This is a genomic window from Lentzea aerocolonigenes, from assembly GCF_000974445.1.
GTDB classification, from domain to species: domain Bacteria; phylum Actinomycetota; class Actinomycetes; order Mycobacteriales; family Pseudonocardiaceae; genus Lentzea; species Lentzea aerocolonigenes.
Genome location: NZ_BBOJ01000017.1, coordinates 251096 through 276645, shown reverse-complemented (window position 1 = coordinate 276645; position 25550 = coordinate 251096). Strand labels below are relative to the sequence as shown.

Genomic DNA, 25550 nt, shown 5'->3' with positions numbered 1-25550 from the left:
GGAACAGAGCAGAACGAAGCACAACGATCTGCGCCATGCACATCGCGTGGACGTCGTTCCTGGTCGCTCTCCTGATCATCATGATCGTGCCGGGACCCGATTTCGTCCTGATCATGGGGAACGCGGTGCACAGCCTGCGCAAAGGCACCGAGGCTGCCCTCGGTGTGATCACCGGGCTCCTCGTCCACGCCACGCTCGCCACCCTCGGGCTCTCCGCGCTCGTCGCCGCGGTGCCGACGGCGTTGCTCGTGGTCAAGGTGATCGGCGCGCTGTATCTCGCCTACGTCGGGTTCATGACCCTGAAGACCGCGAACAAGGCGACCGAGCACCGGCAGGGCAAGGGCAACGTCTTCCTGCGCGGCCTGCTGTGCGACCTGTTGAACCCCAAGGTGATGCTGACGTTCCTGAGCCTCATCCCGCAGGCGATGGACCCGAACAGCGCGCCGTTGCCCCAGGCCGCTCTGCTGAGCGCCGTCACGGTCGGGGTTTTCGCGCTGTTCTGGGTCATCGTGGTGCCGTCCGCGCGTCAGCTCGGCACCCTGCTGAGCAAGCCCAAGATCCGCGCGACGTTCGAGCGGGTGTGTGGGACCGCTCTCATCGGGATGGCCGCGTCAGTCCTGGCCGCCTGAGTCCCAGGAAACGGAAAGCTCGTCCCGGGTTCCGAACCGGACCAGGTGCCGTTCCACGACGTCGCGCAGACGTGCCACGTCCTCTTCCGAGGAAGACACGACTCGCATTACCAAAGCGTCGTCCGTGGCTTCGAACTCGGCCAGGCCGGCGGAGAAGCGCACGAACCCGCGAGAGTCCTCCCAGGACCCTTCGAGGTCCTTGTGCGTGAAGTGCTTCACCAGCTGTGATCCGTACCTGGAGGCACGGTCGGTCGCCGAGCGTCCCACGCTCGTGAATTCCGTCATGAAGCCAACTTACGCCTTGCCATACGTATCGCGGCGTGACGCGGTTCACCTGGCAAAACGGAGTCTGAGAACACCCTGTGACATCTCGCGAAAAAACGGAGAACACGGCAGGCTGTCGCGTATGACGGAAGGCAAAGCACGTATCGCGGTCACCGGTCTCGCCACCATGGGCAGCAACCTCGCGCGCAACCTCGCGCGGCACGGCTTCAAAGTCGCCGTGCACAACCGGACGCCCGCGAAGATGAAGGCCCTGCTGGACGAGCACGGCCACGAGGGCGACTTCGTCGGCGCCGAGACGCTGCAGGACCTGGTCGACAGCCTGCAGACGCCGCGCCAGATCATCATCATGGTCAAGGCCGGTGGCCCGACCGACGCCGTCATCGACGAGCTGAGCGGGCTGCTGGAGCCCGGCGACATGGTCATCGACGGCGGCAACGCCCACTACGCCGACACGCGCCGGCGTGAGGCCGCGCTCAAGGAGAAGGGCCTGCTCTTCGTCGGCGCCGGCATCTCCGGTGGTGAGGAGGGCGCTCTCAACGGCCCGAGCATCATGCCCGGTGGCCCCGCCGAGTCGTACAAGCACGTCGGTCCCGTCTTCGAGGAGATCGCCGCCAAGGTGGACGGTCAGCCGTGCTGCGTGCACGTCGGGCCGGACGGTGCCGGGCACTTCGTGAAGATGGTGCACAACGGCATCGAGTACGCCGACATGCAGCTCATCGCCGAGGCGTTCGACCTGCTGACCCGCGTCGGCGGCATGGCGCCCGCCGAGATCTCCGACGTGTTCACGCAGTGGAACTCGGGCGACCTGGAGTCGTACCTGGTCGAGATCACCGCCGAGGTGCTCAAGCACGTCGACGCGAACGGCACGCCGCTCGTGCAGGTCATCGAGGACGCGGCGGAGCAGAAGGGCACCGGCCGCTGGACCGTGCAGGAGGCGCTGGAACTGGGCGTCCCGGTCACCGGCATCGCCGAGGCCGTGTTCGCGCGCAGCCTGAGCGGCCACACCGACCAGCGCAAGGCCGTGCGCGACGCGTTCGGTGCGAGCGAGGTCGTCGCCAAGCCGGACGCCGGGCTCGTCGACGACGTGCGCCAGGCGCTCTACGCGTCGAAGGTCGTCGCGTACGCGCAGGGCTTCGACATGATCCGCGAGGCGTCGAAGAACTTCGACTGGGACATCGATCTCGGTGCGATGGCGACGATCTGGCGCGGTGGCTGCATCATCCGCGCGCAGTTCCTCAACCGCATCCGCGAGGCGTACGACGCGAACGCGAGCCTCGCGTCTCTGTTGGTGGACAACTACTTCCGCGACGCCGTGCAGAACGCTGAGGCCGCTTGGCGCAGGGTCGTGGTCCGAGCGGTCGAATCCGGCGTGCCGACTCCTGGCTTCGTGTCCGCTTTGGCCTACTACGACGGACTTCGGTCGGAACGTCTGCCTGCGGCGCTCGTCCAGGGACAGCGGGACTTCTTCGGTGCCCACACTTATCGCCGCGTTGATCGCCCCGGTAGCTTCCACACGTTGTGGTCAGGCGACCGGACTGAGGTGGATGCGTGAAATTTCGTTTGCTGGGGGCAGTCGTCGCTGCGGCAACAGGGTTGACCCTGACGTCCAGCGGCGGCGCGGTGGCGGTCGACAACGAGGCGCTGACCCGCGACCTCGACGCGATCCTCGCCGACCCCGGGCTCAAGGGCGCCGACGTCGGAATCACCGTGCGCGACGCCAACACCGGTGAGGTCGTCTACACGCGATCGGGCGGTAGGCGCTCACAGGTCGGATCGAACCTGAAGGTGCTCACCACCACGGCCGCGCTCGACCTGCTCGGGCCGGACTACCGGTGGAAGACCGAGCTGCAGTCCTCGGGCAGCAAGAACGGTGCGACCCTGAACGGCGACCTCGTCCTGCGCGGCACCGGCGACCCGACGATGTCCGCGACGCGGTACAAGGCGCTCGCGGACACGTTGAAGGCCAGTGGTGTCACGTCGGTCAGCGGCGCGCTCGTGCTGGACGACACGGCGTTCGACTCCCAGCCGTACGGCCTGGGCTGGGCGTGGGACGACGAGCCGTTCTCGTACAGCGCGGAAACCTCGGCGCTGACGCTGTCGCCGGACGCGAAGTTCAGCGCCGGCACGGTGGTCGTGCGCGTGAAGCCGGGTGCCTCGACGGGCGCTCCGGTTCAGGTGAGCGTCGAGCCCGCGAACGACCAGGTGCAGATCGTGAGCACCGCGACCACCGGCGACGGTGGTGTGTCGATCGAGCGCGAGCACGGCACGAACGTGATCAGGGTCAGCGGTTCGACGTCGGCCGAGACGACGGCGCTCGCCTCCGTCAAGGACCCGACCGGACTCGTCGGGTCGGTGTTCCAGAAGGCGTTGGCGCAGAACGGGATCCAGGTCCAGGGTGGAGTGCGCAGGGGCCAGGCGCCGCAGGGTGCCGCGGTCCTCGCGTCCGACCAGTCCATGACGCTGGGTCAGCTGGTCAACCCGTTGCTCAAGAACAGCAACAACATGCTGGCCGAGGTGCTGGTGAAGTCCGCTGGTGGCTCGTTCTCCAACGGCGTCAACCAGCTCAGCCGCAAGTGGGCTGGTCTCGGCATCGACCCGAACTGGGTCGAGATCTTCGACGGTTCCGGCATGTCCAGGATGGACGAGATCTCGCCGGACGACCTGACTTCGGTGCTGATCAAGGCGAAGACGAAGCCCTGGTTCAGCACCTGGTCGTCGTCGCTGCCGGTGGCGGGCCGCGACGGCACGCTGGTCAACCGGATGAAGGGCACGAAGGCCGAGGGCAACGTGCAGGCCAAGACGGGCTCGATGTCCGGCGTCTCTGCGCTGTCCGGCTACGTCACGACGCAGAACGGCAGGCAGCTGGTGTTCTCGATCGTGCAGAACAACCTGGTGCTGTGGTTCAGCCCCAAGACCGTCGAGGACAAGGTCGCCGTGCGGCTCGCGTCCGAAGGCGGTACCCAGGTGGCCACGCCGCAGACCCAGTCGAAGGTCGAGTCGGTTCCGCAGCAGCGCAAGGCTCCGGCGCAGGAGCGCACCAAGGTTCCGGCCAAGGAGCGCTTCGACGTCGAGTGCTCGTGGATCGGCACCTGCTAGTCGCCGTTTTTGCGATGAAGGGCGCCTTCATCCACGTCAGGTGGATGAAGGCGCCCTTCATCACTTTCAGGCCGGGGAGGGCACGGGTTCCAGGCCGTTGCGGTCCGGGTCGACGAGGTAGACGCGGGCGTTCGAGATGTCGAAGTACATGCCCTTCAACGTCAGCGTGCCCGCGGCGATCGCCTCCCGCACGCTCGGGTAGCCGAGCAGGTTGTCCAGCTGCTGCGCCACGTTCGCGACGGCGAGCCGGTCGGCCACCGGCAGGTCCGCGCAGCCGTGCGACATCGGCGCGTGGAACCGGATCAGCGACGGTTCCGCGTTGCGCAGCCACGAGTGCAGGTGCGAGCCGCGCGAGGCGGATCCGTTCACCAGCGCCTTCATCGCGCCGCAGTCGGAGTGTCCACACACGACGATCGAACCGACGTTGAGCACCTCCACCGCGAACTCGATCGCCGCGCCGACCGACCTGTCGTCGGCCGACGACATCGGCACCAGGTTCCCGATGTTGCGCACGCAGAACAGGTCACCCGGTCCCGACGTGGTGATCAGGTTCGGCACCACGCGGGAGTCGGCGCAGGTGATGAAGAGCTGCTGCGGCCGCTGCCCGCGCACCGCCAGCTCGTGCAGGAACGGCCGCACCAGCGGTGCCGAGCGCCGTTCGAACTCGTGCATGCCCAGGAGCATGGGATCGCTCTCGGCGGAGGACCGTTGCGCGGGCAGCGTCACCGCGTCCGGCGTGCCCTGCCAGTGCGACCACGGCGCGAACCAGCGGGGCAGCGGGCCCGGCAACGTCTTGCGGCGTCCCGGTTTGCCGCGGTTCGCGCGGTCGTACCACGTGTCGTGCACCTCGTCGACCTGCACGTGGCCACCGAGTCGTTCGTAGCCCTCGCGCCAGTCGTTGATCGCCTCGTACGACGCGTGGTCGAGGTAGTCGATGTGCAGCTCCAGCACCACGGTCTGGCCGAGCGGCAACCTGCGCAGCTCGCGCACGAGCCGGCCGACCCCGAGGAATACCAACGATCCGCGCACGCACACACGGTTGCCCTCGACACGCACCGAACAGTGCGTCAACCGGTACAACGCGCGCAGCAGCGCGATGGCGAGCCCGGCGACGACACCTTCGAGCAGTCCGAAAAGGACGACGCCGAGCGCGGTCGCCGCGTACACCGAGAACTCGCCGTGCTTCCACAACGTCCGCATGCGCGCGATCGACACGAGCTTGAGCCCGACGACGAGAAGCACACCTGCCAGCGCCGCCAGCGGGATCAGCTCCAGGGCGGGGGCGAACGCCAGCACCGCGACCGCGATCCACACGCCCTGGAAGACGGCGGCGTACCGGGTCTTCGCGCCCGCCGCGACGTTCGTGGAGCTGCGCGCGAGACCACCGCTGATCGGGAACCCTCCCAGCGCACTCGCGAGCACGTTGCCCGTGCCCTGCGCGATGAGCTCCTTGTCCAGCCTGGCCCGCGGCCCGTCGTGCAACCGGTCCGTCGCGACCGCCGACAGCAACGACTCCATGCTCGCCACCAGCGCGACGGTGACGATCGCCGTGACCACCGTCCCGACGCTGCCCCGGGGCATCTCCGGGAACACGAGCGCGTGGCTGTCCGGCAGGTCGACCCGAGCCACGTCGAGGTGCAGCACGAACGCCAGCCCGGTCGCGGCGGCGACGGCGACGAGCGGCGCGGGAACGAGCGACGCCCGCGGAACCCGGGGCCACAGCAGCAAAGCCGCGATCGCGACCGCACCGGTCACCAGCGACCCGACGTGCGAGCTCGCCAGCACTCCCGGCAGCAGGGCGAGGTTCGCGGGCACGGACGACGCTGCCGTGCCGCCCAGCACCACGACGAGCTGCCCGACGGCGATGGAGATGCCGATGCCCGCGAGCATCCCGTGCACCACGGCGGGGGACAGGGACATCACCAGACGGCTGATCCCGGTCAGCCCCAACGCGAGCTGGAGCACTCCGGCGGCCAGCGTGATCGCCGCGGTCGCCGGCCACCCGAACTGGGCCACCAGCCCGGCCACGATCACCACGAGCCCGGTTCCGGGCCCGCTGATCTGCAACGGCGCTCCGCTGATCGCGCCGACGACCACGCCACCGACGACGGCCGAGATGATCCCCGCCATCAGCGGTGCGCCCGTCGCGTGCGCGATGCCGAGCGACATCGGGATCGAGATGAGGAACAGCACGAAGCTCGCGGGCAGGTCGTGCCTGAGGACCAGCGGTGGGCCGTGCGGGGTGTGCTCGCCGGCGTTGGACCTCTGCAGGTGGTTCATCGGGTTCCTCTCCTGGAATGACGGCATGGCCCTGTGCGCGCAGCACAGAGCGAGGGGAAGGGGATTCGCTAGGGACGCCCTAAGGGCAGCAGACGGCGCGGCCGGACGGCATCGAGCGCGTCGGCGCGGTCATGCGGGGTCGGCACGGGAACACCTCCGTGTCGGCACAGGCATCGAGGGTCGTGATCAGGCCGCGTCGCCACCATGATGACGGCGGAATCGGTGCTGTGACAGATCTTTCAGCCAACCGTGTTGATCTTGGCCGCGGAGGTTACGCGAGGTGATGACCCGGTGCCGCGGCCGTCGGTCGGACGGGTGCACCGCAGGGCCGGTGCCGCGAGGCGGGCACGAAGAAGGGCCGGCTCCGGTCGGGGGGTGCGGAGCCGGCCCAGGTCGCGACAGTCCCGAAGAACTATCGAGTTTCGAAATTCAGCCTACCGAGCGCAGGTGCTTGCCGTGTGAAGTCTCCTGGCCGACCACGGTCAGGATCAGCTGCGCCGAGAGGTAGGCACGGCACGGTGCGGGCAACCTCCTGGAGAACCAGCCGCGCTTGCAGGTCGCGCACCGGCCGTGCTCATCGGGCTGGTGCTCGTCCAGCAACGCCTTGACCACCGCGACCACCCTCGGGAGCTCAACCCTGGCGAGCACGAGGGCGGTCTGGTCGTCACCGCGCTGGGCCAGATCGGTGAGCGTGGCCAAGTGGGAGTGCAGCGACTTGTCCAGTTGGCTGAACACCGTGACGGCCATCAGGCTCAGAGCTCCAGTCCTTGCGTGAGCAACCCATGCAGCCTGGCGCGCGCCACATGAGAACTGCAAGTTGCAGTACACGAATGGATGACGTCCCTTTGCGGCTCGCTGGTTTGCTCTCAAACTGAGAGCGACCAGGAGGTGTGGATGGCACGGGGTAGCAGCCCGACCCTGCGCAAGCGGCGGCTCGTGAGCGAGCTCCGGCGCCTGCGCGAAGCGGCCGAGCTGACGATCGAGGAGGTCGGGGAGCGTCTGGAGTGCTCCGCTTCCAAGATCAGCCGCATCGAGACCGGGCGCGTGGGGGTGAGCCCGCGTGACGTGCGGGACATGCTCGCCGCCTACGGTGCGGACTCCTCCACCCTCGACGAACTGGTCCAGCTGGCCAGGGAAGCCCGCCGCAAGGCGTGGTGGGACGAGTTCGGCGACATCGTGCCCGGTCGTTACGTGGGGTACGAGGCCGACGCGGACTCGATCAGGACCTATCAGGGGCTGATGATCCCCGGCCTGCTGCAGTGCGAGGCGTACACGAGGGCGTTGATCTCCCAGGTGCTGCCGGACGCGAGCACCGCGGAGATAGACCGGCGAGTCCGGTTGCGCAAGGCACGGCAGGCCTTGTTGAGCGAGGACGACCCGTTGCGCCTGCACGTCGTGATCGACGAGGCAGCCCTGCGCAGGCTCGTCGGCGGCACCGGGGTGATGCGCTCCCAGATGGCGCGTCTTCTCGAAGTCGGTGCAATGCCGAACGTCACGATGCAGGTCGTGCCGTTCAGCGCCGGTGGTCATGCTGCGATGGACGGCCCGTTCGTCATCCTGAGCTTCCCTGAGCAGCTCGACTCCGACGTGGTCTACATCGAAAGCACTAGAAGTGGCGTCTATCTGGAACAACAGTCTGACGTCCATTGGTACGCCGAGATGTTCGAGCGGTTGGTGAAGTCCGCCCTGAACTCCGGGGAATCGGCAACCCTGATCACAGAGATCGCTCGCACTCTCGCGTGACTGCGACCGGGAGTGAACAGACAGTGGAAAGCTTGCGTTGGCGCAAGAGCAGCCGTTCGTCCGCCGGCGGGCCCGAGTGCGTGGAGATCGCGCTCGTGCCGGCAGGTGCGGCTGTCCGTGACAGCAAGAACGCGGACGGAGCGCGGCTGAGGTTCGGCGACGCCGGGTGGGAGACCTTCCTCGCCGCGGCGAAGACCGGCTCTTTTGTCAGCTGATTGACAGACACAGCGGAAGGCCCAGGCTGGATCATCCAGTCTGGGCCTTCTTGCGCATGGGGGACGTGGGCCGGCCGGCGTTCCGCCGCCGCGGGCTGGATGCCCCTTGCACGCCGGCCGACCCACGTCGATCATGGGGAGCAGCGGGTGATCCGCTGTCCGGTCCAATCTTTCCCGACTGTCCGATCTCCGGTTTCCGTTGATCTCGCCGTCTGTGGTTGGTTGGACACGCTAAGCGTAAGAATGCCTTCTACAGCACGACTGGAGCCCGACTGAAGTGATCTTCAAGCTCCAGGTGGCCACCAGGCGAAGGACAGATCGGTGACGCACGGCGAGGAACCCCTGCGGTTCGAGGTTCTCGGCCTTCTCCGGGTCGTTCGCGCAGGTCAAGAGGTGGATCTCGGTGCGGCGAAACAGCGCGCCGTCCTCGCGGTGCTGCTGTTGGCGCGCAACACCCCGGTCAGTCGTGGCCAGATCATCGAGGCGGTCTGGGGCGACAACGTGCCGTCGAGCGCGGTGAACCTCGTCCAGACCTACGTGGCCGGGCTGCGCAGGGCGCTGGAGCCGAGCCGCGCGCGCCGGGCTCCCGCCGAGCTGCTGACGTCGGTGGGCGACGGCTACCTGCTGCGCGTCGAACCTGGCGCCCTCGATCTCGACGTCTTCGAACGTCAGGTGCTGCTCGCGAACCGCATGCGGGCCGCCGGTGATCTCGCCGGAGCCGCGGTCGAGCTGGACGACGCGCTGGCGTTGTTCCGCGCCGAACCGCTGGGAAGCGTCTCGGGCCTGTTCGCCGACGTCGAACGCGGTCGTCTCGTGGAACGCCGTCTCGCGGTGCTGGAGGAACGCGCCGAGCTGGGACTCGCGATCGGGCAGGGCCCGGAACTGGTCTCGCAGCTGAGCTCGATGGTCGTCGAGCACCCGTTGCGCGAACGCGGCCACGGCCTGCTGATGCGCGCACTGGTCCAGGCGGGACGGCAGGCGGAGGCGCTGGCCGCCTACCGCGAGGCCCGCCGCGTGCTGATCGACGAGCTCGGCGTCGAGCCGGGTCCCGAACTGCGCCGCGTCCACCAGGCCGTGCTGGCCGGGGTCAGTCCCGAACCCGAACGCGCGCCGGTGCGCGTGCCGCCGCAGGCCTCACCCCCGGAACCGGCGCCGGTCACGATCCCTGCGCAGCTCCCGCGCGCACCCGTCGCGCTGGTCGGCAGGGACGCCGAGCTGGCGTTCATGGACGGCGTGCTGCGCGGGCACGACGGCCCGGTGCTGCTGGTGACCGGTCCGGCCGGTGTCGGCAAGACCGCGCTGGCCCTGCACTGGGCCCACCGGGTCCGCGAGGAGTTCCCCGACGGCCAGCTCTACGTCGACGTGCACGGCTACGACCCGAACCGCGAACCGTTGGAGATCGGTGAGGTGCTCAACCGGTTCCTGCGCGCGCTGGGCGTTCCGGCCAGCGACTCGCCGGTCTCGGTGGACGAACGTTCGGCGTTGCTGCGCACGCTCCTGGCCGACCGCCGGATGCTCGTGATGCTCGACAACGTCCGCAGCTCCGCGGACCTGCTGCCGTTGCTGCCGGGCGCGCCCTCGTGCGTCGTGGTGACCTCCCGGCGCCGGCTCGTCGGGCTCGTGGCGCAGGTCGAGGCGAAGCTGGTCGAGCTCGACATGCTCGACCCGGACGCCGCCGTCGACGTGCTGGGCCGGATCGCGGGCCGGTCGGACATCGAGGCGGGTGCGTTGCGCGAGCTGGCCGAGCTGTGCGACGGGCTGCCGCTCGCGTTGCGCATCGCCGCGGCCCGTCTCGCCGTGTCCCCCAAGCTGCGCGTGGCCGAGCTCGTCGAGGAGCTGCAGGACGAGCAGGGCCGCCTGGCCGCGCTCGGTCTGGAGGACGGTGAGGGCACCGTGCGGGCGGCTCTGGACGCGTCCCGCCGTGCGCTGCCCGCGGTGCCTGCACGGCTGCTGGCGATCGTCGGGCTGCACCCCGGTCCCGAACTGACGCCGCACGTGGTCGCGGCGATGGGCGAGGTCGAGCTGCTGGACGCCCAACGCGCGCTGGACGCGTTGACCGCCGCGAACCTGTTGTCCGTCAGCGAACCCGGCCGATACGTGGCGCACGACATCGTCCGCGTCTACACCAAGACGCTGGCGGGTGAGCTGTCCGAACCGGAACGCCGCGCCGCCACCGGCCGGATGCTCGACTTCTACCTGCACTGCTCGGACCTGGCCGACGGAATGCTGCCGATCAACCGCGGCAGCGTGCTGGTCGCGCCCGAACACCGGCCCGTGCACGTGCCGGCGCTGACCGGTGCCGCGGACGCCATGGCGTGGTTCGACGCCGAGCGCGCCAACCTGATCGCCGCCACCGAGCACGCCTCGGCGTCCGGCTGGCACGTCCACGCCTGGCAGCTGCCGTACACCCTGTCGCGGTACCTGTGGCTGCGGACCGAGCGCGAGACCTCGTTGCGCATCACCGAAGCCGCGTTGCAGGCGGCGATCGCGCTGAACGACGACGACGCCCGGTTCGTCATGCAGTTCAACCTGGGCGTGGCGTTGTTGCAGTTCGGGCGGTACGACGAAGCTCTCGACGCCCAGCGCGGCGCCCTGGAAACGGCCCGCCGCAAGGAAGACGTGCACCAGCAGGCCCGCGCGCTGACCACCGTCGCCGACCTCCTGCAGGACCTCGGCCGCGCCGCCGAGGCCGAGGAGCACTACCGCGAGGCCATGGAGATCTCGCGCATCGCCGGCTCGAAGTGGACCGAGGCCAACGCCCACCACCACCTGGGCCTGCTGTACCTCGCGACCCAGCGCTTCGACGACGCGATGCCGTGGCTGCGCGTCGCCCTGCGGATGTACCACGAGGTGGGCGAGCAGTGCGGCGAGGCGGCCTGCCACACGGACATCTCCACGGCGTTGCTGGAGACGGGCGACACCGAGGGCGCGCTCTCGTCGGCACGCACGGCGCTGGCCGTGGCGTGCAACGCGGTCTCGCCGTACCACCAGGCGCTGGCCCACGACCGGCTCGCCGCGGTGTTCGACCGGCTCGGGGCGGCGGGGGCGGCGGCGCACTGGCAGCGTGCTCTGGCGTTGTTCACCGAGCTGGGGGCGCCTGAGGCGGATGGCATCCGGGCCCGGCTGGCCAGGGCACGTGCGGTGACCGTGGGCTGAAGATGAACGGCGCATTTGTCCACCTCAGGTGAACAAATGCGCCGTTCATCGACTGGGTAAGGGGTTCGGGGGGGCAGGACTGCGTGATCGTCCGATGCCTGAGGTGCGGCCTCAGGACGAACCTCGTGGTCATGACGGAATGGACCCCTGAAGCAGTCAAGGCGGAGATCGAGTACCGGCGCGGCGCCGCGGCGTGCAACTGGCAGCGGTCGAACGACCGCTCGCCGTCCTGGATCCGGCGCGTGATCCACCGCACCTCTGGGAAACACAGCGGCGTCGGGGCATGACCTGTGCGAGCATGCCCCTTGTGGCGCGTCTCGGTTCCGGAATCCCGTTGGTCGCGCGCGATCGCGAGCTGGACCGGTTGCGCGCCGCGTTGGCACTGGCCGGGGAGGGCACCGCGGGGGCGGTGCTGCTCGCCGGTGACGCGGGCGTGGGCAAGACGCGGCTGGTCGACGAGCTCGCGGCGGGCGCCGAGGACACGCTCGTCCTCATGGGACGGTGCCTGGACGCGGGCGAGACCGGGCTGCCGTACCTGCCGTTCGCCGAGGCGCTCAGCTCGCTGAAGGACACCGCGAACCGGCCCGCGCTCGCGATGTTGCTGCCGCAGCTGGCGTTGCCCGCCGAACGCGAGCCCGGCACCGAGGGCATGATCGCGCCGAGCCTCATCCCGGGGCGCCGGCCGGAGCAGGACGTCGGTCAGCTCCAGCTCTTCGACGCCGTGCTCGGCCTGCTCGGTGATCTCTCCGAACGCCGTCGCGTGCTGCTGGTCGTCGAGGACCTGCACTGGGCGGACGCGTCGACCCGCTACCTGCTGTCGTTCCTGTTGTCCCGCCTGCGTTCCCAGCGCCTGCTGGTCGTCGGCACCTACCGCGCGGACGACCTGCACCGCAGCCATCCGTTGCGCCCCTTGCTGTCCGAGCTGGTCCGGCTGCCCGCCGTCGACCGCCTGGACCTGTCGCCGTTCAACGCCGCCGACGCCCGCAGGTTCGTCGAGGCGCTGTCCGACGACCTGCCGGAGGACGTCGTCCAGCAGGTCGCGGAACGGTCCGAGGGCAACGCGTTCTTCGCCGAGGAGCTCATCGCGGTGGCCACGTGCGACGACAGGTCGTTGCCGTCCGCGCTCGCCGACGTGCTCCTGAGCCGCGTCGAACGGCTGAGCGCCGAAGCCCAGCACGTCATCCGCGTCGCGTCGGTCAGGGGCCGCCGGGTCCGTCACGACCGCCTCCGCGAGGTCGCCGGCATGACGGACATCGCACTCGACACGGCGTTGCGCGAGCTGGTCCAGAACCACCTGCTCGTCGTGAACGACGACGAGGTCTACATCTTCCGCCACGCCCTCGTCCGCGAGGCCGTCTACGGCGACCTGCTGCCCGGCGAACGCGTGCGGCTGCACACCGCCTACGCCCACCACCTCGCCCAGCACCTCGACGAACGGGGTGCCGCCGCCGCGCTGGCCCACCACGCCTTCCAGAGCCACGACCTCGCGCAGGCGCTCACGGCCTCGATCAAGGCGTCGCGGGAGTCCGAACGGGCGGGTGCGCCCGCGGAGTCGTTGCAGCACCTGGAAAAGGCGCTCAACCTGTGGAACGCGGTGCCTGCGGAGGATCGTCCGTCCGATGTGGACGAGTCCGTGCTGCTGCGCAGGGCGTCGTGGGTCGCGGGGACGGCCGGCCAACCGGAGCGGGCCGTCGCTTTCGGCCGCAGTGCCGTGAAGGCGCTCGACGGGCAGTCGCCGGAGGACCAGGCGGAGGTGCTGCTCCGGCTCGCTCAGGCGTTGTCGGCGGTCGACGGCAACGACGAGGAGTACCACGAGGTGATGACCAGGGCGTGGGAGCTGATGCGCGACCGCGACCCGAGCCCCACCCGCGCCAGGACGCTGGCCGGCATGGCGGCGCTCCTCCGCCAGCAGCGCAACGGAACCGAGGCCAGGGAGTTCGCCGAGAAGGCCATCGCGGACGGCGAGAAGGTGGGCGCGGTGGGTGCCGTGGCGGACGCACTCGGCACGCTCGGTCTCCTCGACGACTACGTGGACCGGCACGAGGAAGCGCGGATCAACTTCGAGCGGGCGATCGAGATCGCCCGCGGGGTCGGCGCGGTCAACACGGAGCTGCGCGCCCGGTACTACTTCGGCCTGATGTACTACGACTCGGGCCAGCTCGCCGAGGCCGCCCGCGTCTACAACGAGGCGGGGGAGCGCGCTCAGGAGACCGGCCTGACGTGGAGCATGTTCGGCCTGGAGATCCGGATCCTGCAGGTCCTCGTGCACTACTACGTCGGCGACTGGGACTACGCGGCCTGGGCGAGCGAACCGCCCGGCATGTCCGTCTCCTCCACGGTCCTCGCGCGCCTGGCGGCCGCCGCGACGCACCTCCGGGTCTCGCGCGGCGACCTGGCCGAGTCCGAGCGGATGATCACCGAGCTGCGCAAGGACTGGCACCGCGACATCCAGATCGCCCTGATCACCGGCGGCACGGGTGGTGAGCTCGCGTTGTGGCGCGGCCGTCCCGAGCTCGCCGTCGAACGCGTGGCCGACGCTCTGGAGTGGACCCGCAAGCTGGGCGGGCCGTGGGCGCTCGCGGACATCCGGATCGGCGCGATCGGCATCACCGGCTACGCCGACATCGCGGCCAAGGCCCGGCGCAAGCGCGACGCCGAGGCGGAGAAGCAGGCCGTCGAGGGCGGCCGCAAGCTGGCGGAGCACGTGAGGCTGACGGCGAAGCACGGCGTTCCGCGCACCGGTTCCCTCGGACCGGAGGGCAGGGCGTGGCTGGCCCGCGCGATGGCGGAGGAGTCGAGGCTGACCGGCCCCGGCGATCCCGAGCTCTGGCAGGCCGCCGTCGACGGGTTCGCGTACGGGCTCGTCTTCGAACAGGCCGTGTGCCGGTGGCGGCTCGCGGAGGCGTTGCTCGGGGCGGACCGCCGGGACTCCGCCGTCGAGCAGCTGCGCCTGGCCGACGAGGTGGCCACCAGGCTGAAGGCCGCACCGTTGCAGGAGGTCGTCGCGTCGTGCGCCAAGCGGGCCCGGATCACCCTCAGGGCCGACGAGCCGGTGCGGGAGCAGATCGACCTCTTCACCCCGCGCGAACGTGACGTGCTGGCGCTGGTCGCGTCCGGCCGGACGAACCGCGAGGTCGGCGAGGAGCTGTACATCAGCGAGAAGACCGTGTCCGTGCACCTTTCCCGGATCATGGCCAAGCTGGGGGCGTCGCGGCGCGCGGAGGCCGTGGCGATCGCGTACGACCGGGGTCTGCTGGAATAGCGCTGGTTGTCATACCTCAGGCTGATGCGCAACGCGTCGCCGAGTTGATGTCCGCGTACTCAGCCTCCTCATAGCTTCTTCCTCATCGAGGAACATCCCCTGTGAGGAAGGCAAGCGACATGTCTGCACTGGTGTCCGAGGTCGGCACCCGGACCGCCGCGGCGGCCCACAACCTGGTGAAGGTCTACGGCAAGGGTGACACCGCGGTGCGGGCGCTCGACGGCATCAACGTCGCGTTCCAGGCGGGGAAGTTCACCGCGATCATGGGCCCGTCCGGCTCCGGCAAGTCCACGCTGATGCACTGCCTCGCGGGACTGGACACCGTGGACAGCGGCGCGATCCACATCGGACAGACCGAGATCACCAAGCTCAACGACAAGGACCTGACCAAGCTGCGCCGCGACCGCGTCGGCTTCGTGTTCCAGGCCTTCAACCTGCTGCCGACGCTGACCGCCGAGCAGAACATCCTGCTGGGCCTGGAGCTCGCCGGTCGCAAGCCCGACAAGCAGTGGTTCGACACGATCGTCAACGTGCTCGGCCTGCGCGACCGCCTCACCCACCGCCCGACGGAGCTGTCCGGTGGCCAGCAGCAGCGCGTGGCCTGTGCCCGTGCGCTCGTCGCACGTCCCGAGGTCATCTTCGCCGACGAGCCGACCGGCAACCTGGACTCCCGCAGCGGTGCCGAGGTCCTCGACTTCCTGCGCATGTCGGTCCGCAAGCTGGGCCAGACCGTGATCATGGTGACGCACGACCCGGTGGCCGCGAGCTACGCGGACCGCGTGGTGCTGCTCGCCGACGGCCGGCTCGCGGGCGAGATCCTCCAGCCCACCACCGAGTCCGTCGTCAACGCCCTCACGCACCTGGGGGCGTGAGGTAGATGCTGAAGACCATCCTGGCGGGCCTGCGCGCCCGCACGGCGCGGCTGGTGCTGTCCAGCATCGCCATCGCGCTCGGCGTCGCGTTCGTGACGGGCACGCTCGTGCTCGGCGACGCCGTCGAGGCGCAGACGAGGGACAACTTCGCCCGCAGCGCCCGCAACGTCGACGCGGCCGTGCACCTGGCGGAGAACAACAGGCAGGACAACGGCATTCCGGCCGACGTGCTGCAGAAGGTCCGCTCCACGCAGGGCGTCGCGGGCGCCGACTCCCGCGAGTTCGGCAACGCGGCACTGCTCGGCGGTGACGGCAAGGCGCGCAACGCGCTGGTGCAGCCGTTGCCCACGACGGAGAAGCTGCGCGACCTCGACCTCAAGGACGGCAAGTTCCCGGCCAAGGCAGACGAGGCCGCGATCGACGTCAAGACCGCGCAGACCGCGAAGCTCAAGCTCGGGGACAAGCTCAAGCTGGTCGACGACAACGTCGAGCACACGTTCACGATCGTCGGCACCTACCAGCAGGGCGCCAGCAGCATGTCCATGTCCGGCAGCGACCACGTCGTGGTCACGCCGGAGGGCCTGCGCACGGTGATCCCGAACCAGCGGATCTACGAGATCGTCGCCGTCGCCAAGGACGGCGTGACGCAGCAGCAGCTCGTCGACAACATCACCAAGGCGATCGGCACCGGCTACGAGGTGCAGACCGGTGAGCAGCTGACGCAGAAGACCCTGGAGTCGGTGGGTGACGCCGCCGGCGAGATCAAGACGTTTCTCCTCGCGTTCGCCGCGATCTCGCTCGTCGTCGCGGGCATGGTCATCTACAACACCTTCACGATCCTGGTCGCGCAGCGCACCAAGGAGCTCGCACTTCTCCGTTGCGTCGGCGCCGAACGCGGCCAGGTCTTCCGCAGTGTGCTCGCGGAAGCGGTTTTCATGGGTCTTGCGGCGTCCGTGCTGGGCATTCTCGGTGGCCTCGGCGTCTCGGCCGGCCTGCAGGCGCTGGTGGGCACGGTCGGCGGCCCCGGCGGCGGCGACGTCCAGATCCGTCTGCCGATCTCGTGGGTGACCATCGCCGCCGGCTTCGGCGTCGGCGTGGTCGTGACGGTGCTGGCGGCCGTGCTGCCGGCGCGCCGTGCCACGAAGGTCGCGCCGGTGGCGGCACTCCGCTCGCAGCCGGACAGCCACGACGACGTCGCCCGCACCGGCAAGGTCCGCATCATCATCGCGACGGTGATCGCGCTGATCGGTGGCGCGGGCGTCTACTTCGGTCTCCAGCAGGAGAAGGAAGAGCCCGCGATGCTCATCACCGGCGGCGCCACGATGGTGCTGCTGTTCGCGGTGCTCCTGCTCGGCCCGCTGTACGTGCCGCTGGTGAACCGCCTGTTCGGCAAGGCGCTGCACGGCGTCCCGGCGAAGCTGGCTTCGGCCAACGCGGGCCGCAACCCGAAGCGCACCGCCGCCACGACGGCCGCGCTGATGATCGGCGTGACCATCGTCGCGATGGTGACGGTCGTGGCCGGCAGCGGCCGCCAGACCATGAACGAGCAGGTCGACAAGCGGTTCCCGGCCGACTACGAGGTCAGCTCGAACGTCTACAGCCAGCCGTTGACGCCGAAGTTCGCCGACGAGCTCGCGAAGGTGCGCAACGTCGCCAAGATCGCCCCGGAGGTCATGGCCTTCGGCGAGTCCGACAAGCTCAAGTACGCCGACGTCACCGGCTACCCGGCCGACGCCATCGGTTCCCTGGTGCGTCCCGAGGTCGCCAGCGGCACGCTGACCGGTCTCAAGGACAACGAGATCGCCATGCGGGAGAAGGAGGCCAAGGAAGCGGGCCTCACCGTCGGTTCGACGGTTCCGATCAGCGGCAAGGACTTCAAGGTCGTCGCGCTGATCAAGGACAACAGCTACGGCACCGGCATCGTCACTCTCGGTTCGGCGCAGTCGATCCTGAAGGAACCGCTGAAGGGCTACCAGAAGCTCCTGGTCAAGCTCGCTCCCGGAACCGACATCACGGCCGCCCGCGCCGACCTGGAACGCGTCATCGCCACGTCGCCGGTCGCGGTGCTGAACTCCGCAGCCGAGACCAAGGCCGAGCTCAACGCGCAGATCGACCAGGTGCTGCTGTTCATCTGGGCCCTCGTCGGCCTGGCGCTGATCATCGCCCTGTTCGGCATCGCGAACACGCTGACGCTGTCGGTGCTGGAGCGGACCCGCGAGTCCGCCCTGCTGCGGGCGCTGGGCCTGACCAGGGGCCAGCTGCGCCAGATGCTGGTGGTCGAGTCGATCCTGATGGCGCTGATCGGCGCGGTCGTGGGCGTCGTGCTCGGCGCCGGGTTCGGGTGGCTGCTGGTCGAGGCGATCTCCAACTCGGAGTTCCGGATCAGCTTCTCCATCCCGTTCGGCCAGATCGGGATCATGCTCGGCCTGGCAGTGGTCGCGGCGGTCGTCGCCGCCGCTCTGCCGGCCCGGCGTGCGGCCAGGAACTCCGTGGTCGCGGGCATGGCGGAGGCGTAGGACACCCCGCCCGGCCCCGGCGTCGGGGGCCACGGGCCAGGCGGGTTCGGGCGTGCGGAAACAGGGGCCGCACGGCCGGGGGATCGGTGGAGGTCCGGTGCTGTCGGGGCGCCGGGCCTCCACCACTTTTCCGCATCGCGGACTTCGCGATGAGTACGCGGGGAGCTTTCGTACTCTCCTGGCGCACGCGGGGCCCCCGCGTACCGCGGAAGGTGACGCGGGGCTCCCGCGTAACTTTCGGTGTTACCCGCTGTGAAGCGGTCTTAACCCAAAGTTGCCGGAAAAACTTCGGGTCGGCGCGTCACTTTCGGCCCGAAAACCCCTCTACCTGGGGTGAGGGACGACCGGAGCGAGGGCCCGGTCGTCCCTCTTCGTCGTCTGCGGAGTGCACGCGGGGAGCTTTCGTTCGCTCCTGGCGCACGAAAGGGCCCCGCGTGCGGAAAACACCCGGTCGAGACGGCCCCGGTTCCGGTCCGGGTTTTTGTTGCCCGCCTCCACAAAGTTACGGAACGATGTCGAGCGCTTGACACCCGCGCCTCTCCGGTTGAGTGTGAGAGCGCTCTCACAACAGTCAGCTGCGCCCACGGCGCCGCCCGTCGAGGAGGACGGATGAGCAGAAGGCTGGTCGGCAGCGTCGCTGCGACCCTCGTGATGGTTCTGGCCGCGGGATGCGGCGGGAGTTCCGAGGCCAATGGCAAGATCGAGCTGTCGCTTGGCCTGTTCTCCGACTTCGGCTACGACAAGCTCGTCGAGGAGTACATGGCCTCGCACTCGAACATCAAGATCGAGCAGCGCAAGGTCAAGATGGAGCAGCACAACACCCAACTCGCCACGCAGCTCGCGGGTGGGCGTGGCGCGGCGGACATCGTCGCGCTCGAAGAGGGTGTGGTGAGCCAGTTCCGCGCCTCCAAGGACAAGTTCGTGAACCTGGCGGAGTACGGGGCCAAGGACCTCAAGGACCAGTGGGCCGGCTGGAAGTGGAACCAGGGCACGGCCGACGGCGGTGAGTTCGTGCTGGGGCTGGGCACGGACATGGGCAGCCTCGGCCTCTGCTACCGGCGCGACCTGTTCGAGGCGGCCGGTCTGCCGACGGATCGCGAGGCCGTCGCCAAGCTGTGGCCGACCTGGGCCGACTACGCGAAGGTCGCCGACCAGTTCACGGCCAAGACGCCGAACGTGAAGTTCGTCGACACCGGCCGCAACGTCTACAAGGCGATCCTCGACCAGACCGAGGAGGGCTACTTCGCGAAGGACGACTCGTACATCGCGGAGAAGAACGACAAGGTCAAGACGGCGTTCGACACGGCGGCGGCGCTCGGCACCAAGCAGCAGACCGGTGCGCTCGAGCCGTTCAGCCAGGACTGGAACGTCGCGCTGAAGCAGGGTTCCTTCGCCACGACCACGTGCCCGGCCTGGGCGCTCGCGCTGATCAAGGCGGGTGCCGGAGACGCGGCGGCCGGGAAGTGGGACGTGACGACGGCGCCCGGCGGTGGCGGCAACTGGGGTGGCTCGTTCCTCGCGATCCCCAAGCAGGGCAAGCACCCCAAGGAGGCCTACGAGCTGGCCAAGTGGCTGACGGCGCCCGAGCAGCAGAAGCGGATCTTCAAGGAGACCGGCAACCTGCCGAGCCAGCCGAAGGTCTACCAGGACGCGGACGTGCAGGCCACGGTCAACGAGTACTTCAACAAGGCCCCGGTCGGCAAGATCTTCGCGTCGTCCGCCGAGTCGCTGAAGCCGACCTACCGCGGCACCAAGGACTCGAAGGTCGGACCGGTGTTCGGCACCGCGCTGACCCGCGTCGAGCAGGGCAAGCAGTCCGCTGCTGACGCCTGGACGCAGGCCCTGAAGGAAGCTGCGGACGCCGCCAAGTGACGGCGACGCGCACGGAGACCGAGGCGGCCCCGGCCGTCTCGGTTCCTTCTTCTGGAGAACCGAAGCGCTTCAGGCTGAACAGCTGGGACACCAGGTACACGCCGTACCTGATCATCGCGCCGTTCTTCTTGGTGTTCGGCATCTTCGGGCTCTACCCGTTGGTGTACACGGCGTGGGTGTCACTGCACGACTGGCAGCTGATCGACGGCAACCAGGGATTCGTCGGTCTTGCCAACTACGTCGAGCTGTTCGGCGACGCCAAGTTCTGGAACGCGCTGTTCAACACGCTCAGCCTGTTCGTGCTCTCGACGGTGCCGCAGCTGCTGGCGGCGCTCGGCCTCGCGGCGCTGCTGGACCGCGGCCTGCGCGGGCGTGCGTTCTGGCGGGCGGGTGTGCTGCTGCCCAACGTCATCTCGGTCGCCGCGGTGGCGCTGGTGTTCGCGCAGTTCTTCGGCCGCGACTTCGGCATCGTGAACTTCCTGCTGGGCCTGGTCGGCGTCGACCCGATCGACTGGCGCGCCGAGACGTGGGCGTCGCACCTCGCGGTGTCCACCATGGTCATGTGGCGCTGGACCGGCTACAACGCGCTGTTGTACCTGGCGGCCATGCAGTCGGTGCCCAAGGACATGTACGAGTCGGCCACTTTGGACGGTGCGTCGCGCTGGCGGATGTTCTGGTCGATCACCGTGCCGTCGATCCGGCCGACGATCCTGTTCACCGTCGTCACCTCGACGATCGGCGGTCTGCAGCTGTTCGCCGAGCCCGCGTTGTTCGATCCCGGGTTCGCCGCCAACAACTCCACCGGTGGTTCCGACCGGCAGTTCCAGACACTGGTGCTCTACATGTACGAGAAGGGCTTCCGGCTGTTCGACGCCGGCTACGCGGCCACCGTCGCGTGGATGCTGTTCCTGGTCGTCCTGGTGGTCGCGATCGTCAACTTCTCGCTGACACGGCGCATCGCGGGCAAGGGGTGATCGCTCGATGAAGAACGCGAAGGCAGGTCCGCTGCTCTACGGGTTCCTGGTCGCCGTGCTGGCGGCCTCGGTGTTCCCGCTGTACTACTCGTTCATCGTGGCGTCGAAGGACAACTCGGTCCTCGGCGACAAGGTGCCGCCACTGGTTCCCGGCGGCAACCTCTTCGAGAACATCAGTCGGGTCTTCGACACCGTCGACTTCTGGCTCGCCATGCAGAACTCGTTCATCGTGGCGGCGACCGTGGCGATCTCGAACGTCGTGCTGGGCACGCTCGCGGGTTTCGCGTTCGCGCGGCTGCGGTTCAAGGGACGTGACTCGCTGTTCCTGGTCGTGCTCGGCACCGCGATGGTGCCGACGCAGCTCGGCGTGATCCCGCTGTACATGCTGATGTCGGACCTCGACTGGTACGGCACGCTGCAGGCGGTCATCGTGCCGGCGCTGATCGGGTCGTTCGCGGTGTTCTGGATGCGCCAGGCGTGCGAGGAGACCGTGCCGCACGAGCTGATCGAGGCCGCCCGCGTCGACGGGTGCTCGGTGCTGCGGACGTTCTGGCACGTCGGTTTCCCCGCGGTGCGGCCCCAGGCGGCGGTGCTCGGCATGTTCACGTTCATGACCGCGTGGAACGACTTCTTCTGGCCGTTGATCGTGCTGGACCCCAACGACAGCCCGACGGTCCAGGTGGCCCTGTCGACGCTGGCCAGCGGGTACTACACGGACTACTCGCTGATGCTCGCCGGTGCCTCGCTCGCGGTGCTGCCGGTGATCGCGATCTTCGTCCTGCTGTCCCGTCAGATCGTCGGCGGCATCATGCAGGGCGCCGTAAAAGGATGAGACACAGCAGGGAGTGCAGTGAATGACGACCGACTCGGAGGTCGAGGTCGGGCGGGAGGTGCTGACCTTCCCACCGGACTTCCTGTGGGGAGCAGCCACCGCGGCGTTCCAGATCGAGGGTTCGACCACAGTGGACGGTCGTGGCCCCTCGATCTGGGACACGTTCGCGGCGACGCCCGGCAAGGTGCTGGCCGGCGACACCGGCGACCCGGCCTGTGACCACTACAACCGGTACTCCTCCGATGTGGACCTGATGAAGTCCCTCGGGCTGGCCTCGTACCGGTTCTCCGTCGCGTGGCCCCGGATCCAGCCCAGCGGCAGCGGCGCGGTGGAGGAGCGTGGTCTCGCGTTCTACGACCGGCTGGTGGACTCGTTGCTGGAGAAGGACATCCAGCCGCTGGTCACGCTGTACCACTGGGACCTTCCGCAGGTCCTGGAGGACTTCGGTGGCTGGCGCAACCGCGACACGGCCTACCGCTTCGCCGACTACGCCGCCGTCGTGCACGACCGGCTCGGCGATCGGGTGCAGGCCTGGACCACGCTGAACGAGCCGTGGGTGTCGGCGTTCCTGGGCTACGGCAACGGGATCCACGCGCCCGGCATCACCGACGCGGTGGCGTCCCTGGAGGCGGCGCACCACCTGCTGCTGGCCCACGGCCTCGCGACGCAGGCGTTGCGCGCGCAGGCACCGGAGTCGCACCGGCTGTCGATCGTGCTGAACTTCAGCACTGTCTACGGAGACGACGCCGAGGCCGTGCGCAAGGTCGACGGGCTGCAGAACCGCATCCTGCTCGACCCGATCTGCGGCCGCGGCTACCCGCTCGACGTCCTGCAGGACACGTCGTGGCTGGGCGACTGGACGAACGTGGTGCGCGACGGTGACATGGAGACCATCGCGACCCCGGTCGACTGGATCGGCGTGAACTACTACAGCCCGACCCGAGTCGCGCCCGCCGACCCGGACTTCGTGCCCGCCGGGCCGCACGCGGGCCTGCGCGGCGCGACCGTCGAGCCGCCGCAGGGTGAGCTGACCGGGTTCGGGTGGGAGCAGAACGCCGACGCCTTCACGGAGTTGCTGGTGCGCCTGTCCCGCGACGCCGGCGGCGTGCCGCTGGTGGTCACGGAGAACGGCTCGGCGTTCCCGGACGTCGTGGACCCGATGGGCCGCGTCGTGGACGTCGAGCGGACCCGCTACCTGGTGGACCACGTGCGCGCGGTGCACCGGGCGATCTCCGAGGGCGCGGACGTCCGCGGGTACCTCGCGTGGTCGTTGCTCGACAACTTCGAGTGGGCGGCCGGGTACTCGCAGCGGTTCGGGATCGTGCACGTCGACTTCGAGACGCAGCAGCGCACGGTGAAGGAAAGCGCGGTCACGCTGTCCCGGATCATCGGGCAGAACGGTCTTCCCGCGCACGGTTACACCGTTTAGCCCACCGTTCGGGCCGAGGGAGCCTTGGCGCTCTCACCTGCGGACACATCTGTGCCGCAGGTGGGAGCGCTCTCTTGTCCTACCTGCGGCGCAGCACCCGCGGGTCGGCGTGCAGGTTCTCCGCGAGCCTGATGGTGATGAACTCGTTGTTGTCCGGCTTGCCCGGCGTGCGGCCCGACGACGACGGGAAGTTGTTGTCGTTGAGCACCGCGATCGTGCGGTCGTCGAGGATCGTGACGTCCTCGATGGTGACGAACGGGAACTTGAACGGGTCCGCCTGCCCACCGACGTGCTTGGGGTTCGCGAGGTTCAGCAGGTCGGCGACCATCGTCTTGTCGAGCTTGCCGTCGTTGTTCCGGTCGCGCTTGTCGGCGAGGTAGACGCGCTTGACGATGGCGTCGACGCCCTGCGCGCTGTCGCGTTCGATGATCAGCAGCCGGTTGTCGTCGACGGCGATGGCGTCACCGATCGCGAAGTTCGGGTTCTCCAGCTGGTAGCGCCAGGTCTTGCCGGTGAAGGCGTTGCTCGCGATGTCGAACTCGTTGAGCCGCAGCGTGCCCGGCTCGTCACCGGCGACGGTGCCCTCCAGCAGCGCGTTGATCGTCTTGCCGTCGGGGGACAGCGTGATGCCCTCGAACCCCTTGCTGCCGCCCAGGTTCGGGTTGCCGGCGGGGTTCTCGGGAGCGCGCACGCCCGGCAGCGGCACGGGCGGCGCGAGCAGGCGCCCGGCGCGGTCGAAGTGCAGCAGGTAGGGGCCGAACTCGTCGCCCATCCAGTAGCTGCCGTCGGCGACCCTGGTCACCGACTCGATGTCGATGTCCGCACCGGTGATCACCCGGTCCGGCCGGGTCAGCGGGAACGGGATGTGGCCGTGCGGGTCGGTGAGCGTGATGCCGCCGACGACGTCGACCGCGCCGGTGGAGAAGTCCGGTGCGATGCGGTTGATGCGCAGGAGCCAGTCCGCGCTGTTGGCCTTGGTGCCGTACCCGTTGTCCGAGATGGCGTCGAACGTGCCGTCGCTGTTGCGGACCAGTCCGCTGAAGCCCTGGATCGGCTGGTCGGCGAACGGCGGCGTGACCCCGTTGATCGGGCTCGTCCCCAGTGCGGCGCCGCTCGGTTCGCTGCCGGGCAGGTAGGTCTCCGCCGGCAGGAAGGCGAAGTTCGTCAGGGTGGCCTGCCGCGGTGCCGGTTGCGGCGCCGCGGTGGTCGGTGTGGCCAGGGTGGTCACGGTGAGCAGGGTGAGGCTCACGGCCAGTGTTCTCCTCATGCGGCGACCCTAGTGCGCCTTTTACCCGCAGTTCGCATCCAGGCAACAGGCTCCGGGAACTCTGGAGGCATGACCACGACCTGGCGCATGCGCTTCGAACTCAGCGACAGCCCCGGCGCGCTCGCCCGCGTCACCATCCGGCTCGCCGCGGCCGACTGCAACGTCCTCGCGTTGCACGTGATCCCCGTACCCGGCGGTGTGCTCGACGAGATCGTCGTGCGCGCGGGCGAGGGCGTGCTCCCCGCCGACCTCGTCGAGGCCGTGCGCAGCGAGGGCGGCAAGTGCGTCGGCATCACCAGCGCGGACGTGCGCGACCTCGTGGACGAACCGACGGCCGTGCTGCGTGCCGCCAAGACAGCGCTTTCCGATCCGTCCAGGACCGCAGAGGCGCTCCGCCAGGTGCTGGCCGCCGACTCGGTGACCTACGGCGAGGCAGCCGAGGGTCAGGTCCAGGTGGGAGACATGGCGGTCCGGCGCGGCTGGGCCAGGTTCACCCAGGTCGAACTGGCACGCGCGCAGGCGTTGCTCGACCTCGTGGAGGCCCCGGCACCGGCCGTGCGCGGAATGCTCAGCGACGACGGCGTGGCCCTGGTTCTGCGCCCCGGAGCACCGTCCGACGAGGACGCCGTCGCCGGTCTGCACACGCGTTGTTCGATGAGGACGATGTTCAACCGCTACCACTCCGGCATGCGCACCGTGCCCCGCCGCTGGCTGCACCGCCTGCTCAACCCGCCGCGCGGCACCACGATCCTCGCGCAGTGCGCCGACCAGGTGGTCGCGCTCGGTCAGCTCATCCACACCGGCACCCCGGACTGCGCCGAGGTCTCGTTGCTGGTGGAGGACGCGTGGCAACGTCGTGGAGTCGGCACGGCACTGCTGGCCGCTCTCGCCTCCGACGCCCGCGCGGCCGGCTACGCCGAGCTCGTGGCGTGGTGCCTGCCCTCGGAAACCGCCCTGGTGCGAGCGGCCGCTCGTGCGGGCCTCGATGTCACGACACGCCGGGAGGACGGCCTGCTCCGCGTTTCGATCGCGCCGCGCGGGCGCGCCCTGAAGGCCTCGATTGCAACGGTTGCGGCTGAAAAAACACGATGAACAGCGCGGAAACCCTCCTCGGAGATCGCG

The 25550-nt window shown here is 69.2% G+C and carries 19 protein-coding genes; 15 read left to right on the top strand and 4 right to left on the bottom strand.

The features are described 5' to 3' along the window. The first annotated feature begins 35 nt into the window (after positions 1–35). The gene (locus tag AOM45_RS31575; protein ID WP_030471174.1) at positions 36–629 is read left to right on the top strand and encodes a LysE family translocator; all 594 of its coding nucleotides are present in this window, start codon (positions 36–38) and stop codon (positions 627–629) included. On the opposite strand, the gene AOM45_RS31570 is transcribed toward AOM45_RS31575, so the two are convergent. Beyond that, complete coding sequence (locus AOM45_RS31570) at positions 612–914, bottom strand: DUF2218 domain-containing protein (protein WP_030471173.1); 303 nt, start codon at positions 912–914, stop codon at positions 612–614. The genes AOM45_RS31575 and AOM45_RS31570 overlap by 18 nt on opposite strands. Positions 915–1035: 121 nt before the next feature. Here AOM45_RS31570 and gnd point away from each other — a divergent pair, with 121 nt between their 5' ends. Both gnd and dacB read left to right on the top strand, forming a co-directional pair. Beyond that, positions 1036–2466 (top strand): NADP-dependent phosphogluconate dehydrogenase, encoded by a 1431-nt coding sequence (gnd, locus tag AOM45_RS31565; RefSeq protein WP_030471172.1) that lies wholly within the window; start codon positions 1036–1038, stop codon positions 2464–2466. Continuing rightward, on the top strand, positions 2463–4010 hold the full coding sequence (dacB, locus tag AOM45_RS31560) for a D-alanyl-D-alanine carboxypeptidase/D-alanyl-D-alanine endopeptidase (RefSeq protein ID WP_081902513.1): 1548 nt from the start codon (positions 2463–2465) through the stop codon (positions 4008–4010). Before gnd ends, dacB begins: the two co-directional genes overlap by 4 nt. Before the next feature lie 66 nt (positions 4011–4076). Here the strand turns inward: dacB and AOM45_RS31555 are convergent, their stop codons facing one another. Next, a complete protein-coding gene (locus tag AOM45_RS31555; protein ID WP_030471170.1) occupies positions 4077–6290 on the bottom strand; it encodes a SulP family inorganic anion transporter in 2214 nt (737 codons plus the stop codon). A 429-nt stretch (positions 6291–6719) separates the two neighbouring features. Further along, positions 6720–7037: a hypothetical protein gene (locus AOM45_RS31550; RefSeq protein WP_030471169.1), complete on the bottom strand. Its 318-nt coding sequence runs from the start codon at positions 7035–7037 to the stop codon at positions 6720–6722. A 147-nt stretch (positions 7038–7184) separates the two neighbouring features. Between AOM45_RS31550 and AOM45_RS31545 the strand changes: the two genes are divergently transcribed. From AOM45_RS31545 to AOM45_RS31495, 11 genes are all read left to right on the top strand, one after another. Continuing rightward, a complete protein-coding gene (locus AOM45_RS31545) occupies positions 7185–8033 on the top strand; it encodes a helix-turn-helix domain-containing protein (RefSeq protein ID WP_030471168.1) in 849 nt (282 codons plus the stop codon). 32 nt (positions 8034–8065) lie between these two features. Beyond that, complete coding sequence (locus tag AOM45_RS31540; protein WP_236703896.1) at positions 8066–8248, top strand: DUF397 domain-containing protein; 183 nt, start codon at positions 8066–8068, stop codon at positions 8246–8248. 321 nt (positions 8249–8569) lie between these two features. Then, complete coding sequence (locus tag AOM45_RS31535) at positions 8570–11404, top strand: AfsR/SARP family transcriptional regulator (RefSeq protein WP_030471166.1); 2835 nt, start codon at positions 8570–8572, stop codon at positions 11402–11404. Positions 11405–11535: 131 nt separating this feature from the next. After that, on the top strand, positions 11536–11691 hold the full coding sequence (locus AOM45_RS31530; protein WP_156094188.1) for a hypothetical protein: 156 nt from the start codon (positions 11536–11538) through the stop codon (positions 11689–11691). 11 nt (positions 11692–11702) lie between these two features. Further along, a complete protein-coding gene (locus AOM45_RS31525) occupies positions 11703–14666 on the top strand; it encodes a helix-turn-helix transcriptional regulator (RefSeq protein WP_030471164.1) in 2964 nt (987 codons plus the stop codon). Positions 14667–14785: 119 nt separating this feature from the next. After that, on the top strand, positions 14786–15538 hold the full coding sequence (locus AOM45_RS31520; protein WP_030471163.1) for an ABC transporter ATP-binding protein: 753 nt from the start codon (positions 14786–14788) through the stop codon (positions 15536–15538). A 5-nt stretch (positions 15539–15543) separates the two neighbouring features. Then, positions 15544–18054 carry an ABC transporter permease gene (locus AOM45_RS31515; RefSeq protein WP_030471162.1) on the top strand — a complete coding sequence of 837 codons (2511 nt, stop codon included), beginning with the start codon at positions 15544–15546 and terminating at the stop codon, positions 18052–18054. A 609-nt stretch (positions 18055–18663) separates the two neighbouring features. Next, the gene (locus AOM45_RS31510) at positions 18664–19926 is read left to right on the top strand and encodes an ABC transporter substrate-binding protein (RefSeq protein ID WP_030471161.1); all 1263 of its coding nucleotides are present in this window, start codon (positions 18664–18666) and stop codon (positions 19924–19926) included. Positions 19927–20000: 74 nt separating this feature from the next. Further along, positions 20001–20900, top strand: coding sequence for a carbohydrate ABC transporter permease (locus tag AOM45_RS31505; RefSeq protein WP_030471160.1), 900 nt, complete (start codon positions 20001–20003; stop codon positions 20898–20900). A 7-nt stretch (positions 20901–20907) separates the two neighbouring features. Further along, positions 20908–21732, top strand: a complete 825-nt coding sequence (locus tag AOM45_RS31500; RefSeq protein ID WP_030471159.1) for a carbohydrate ABC transporter permease — start codon at positions 20908–20910, stop codon at positions 21730–21732. A 22-nt stretch (positions 21733–21754) separates the two neighbouring features. Then, the gene (locus AOM45_RS31495) at positions 21755–23161 is read left to right on the top strand and encodes a GH1 family beta-glucosidase (protein WP_051784312.1); all 1407 of its coding nucleotides are present in this window, start codon (positions 21755–21757) and stop codon (positions 23159–23161) included. Positions 23162–23240: 79 nt separating this feature from the next. Here AOM45_RS31495 and AOM45_RS31490 read toward each other — a convergent pair whose 3' ends face one another. Continuing rightward, a complete protein-coding gene (locus AOM45_RS31490) occupies positions 23241–24428 on the bottom strand; it encodes an esterase-like activity of phytase family protein (RefSeq protein ID WP_030471157.1) in 1188 nt (395 codons plus the stop codon). Between the two features lie 69 nt (positions 24429–24497). Here AOM45_RS31490 and AOM45_RS31485 point away from each other — a divergent pair, with 69 nt between their 5' ends. Next, on the top strand, positions 24498–25520 hold the full coding sequence (locus tag AOM45_RS31485; RefSeq protein WP_051784311.1) for a GNAT family N-acetyltransferase: 1023 nt from the start codon (positions 24498–24500) through the stop codon (positions 25518–25520). Positions 25521–25550: the final 30 nt, after the last annotated feature.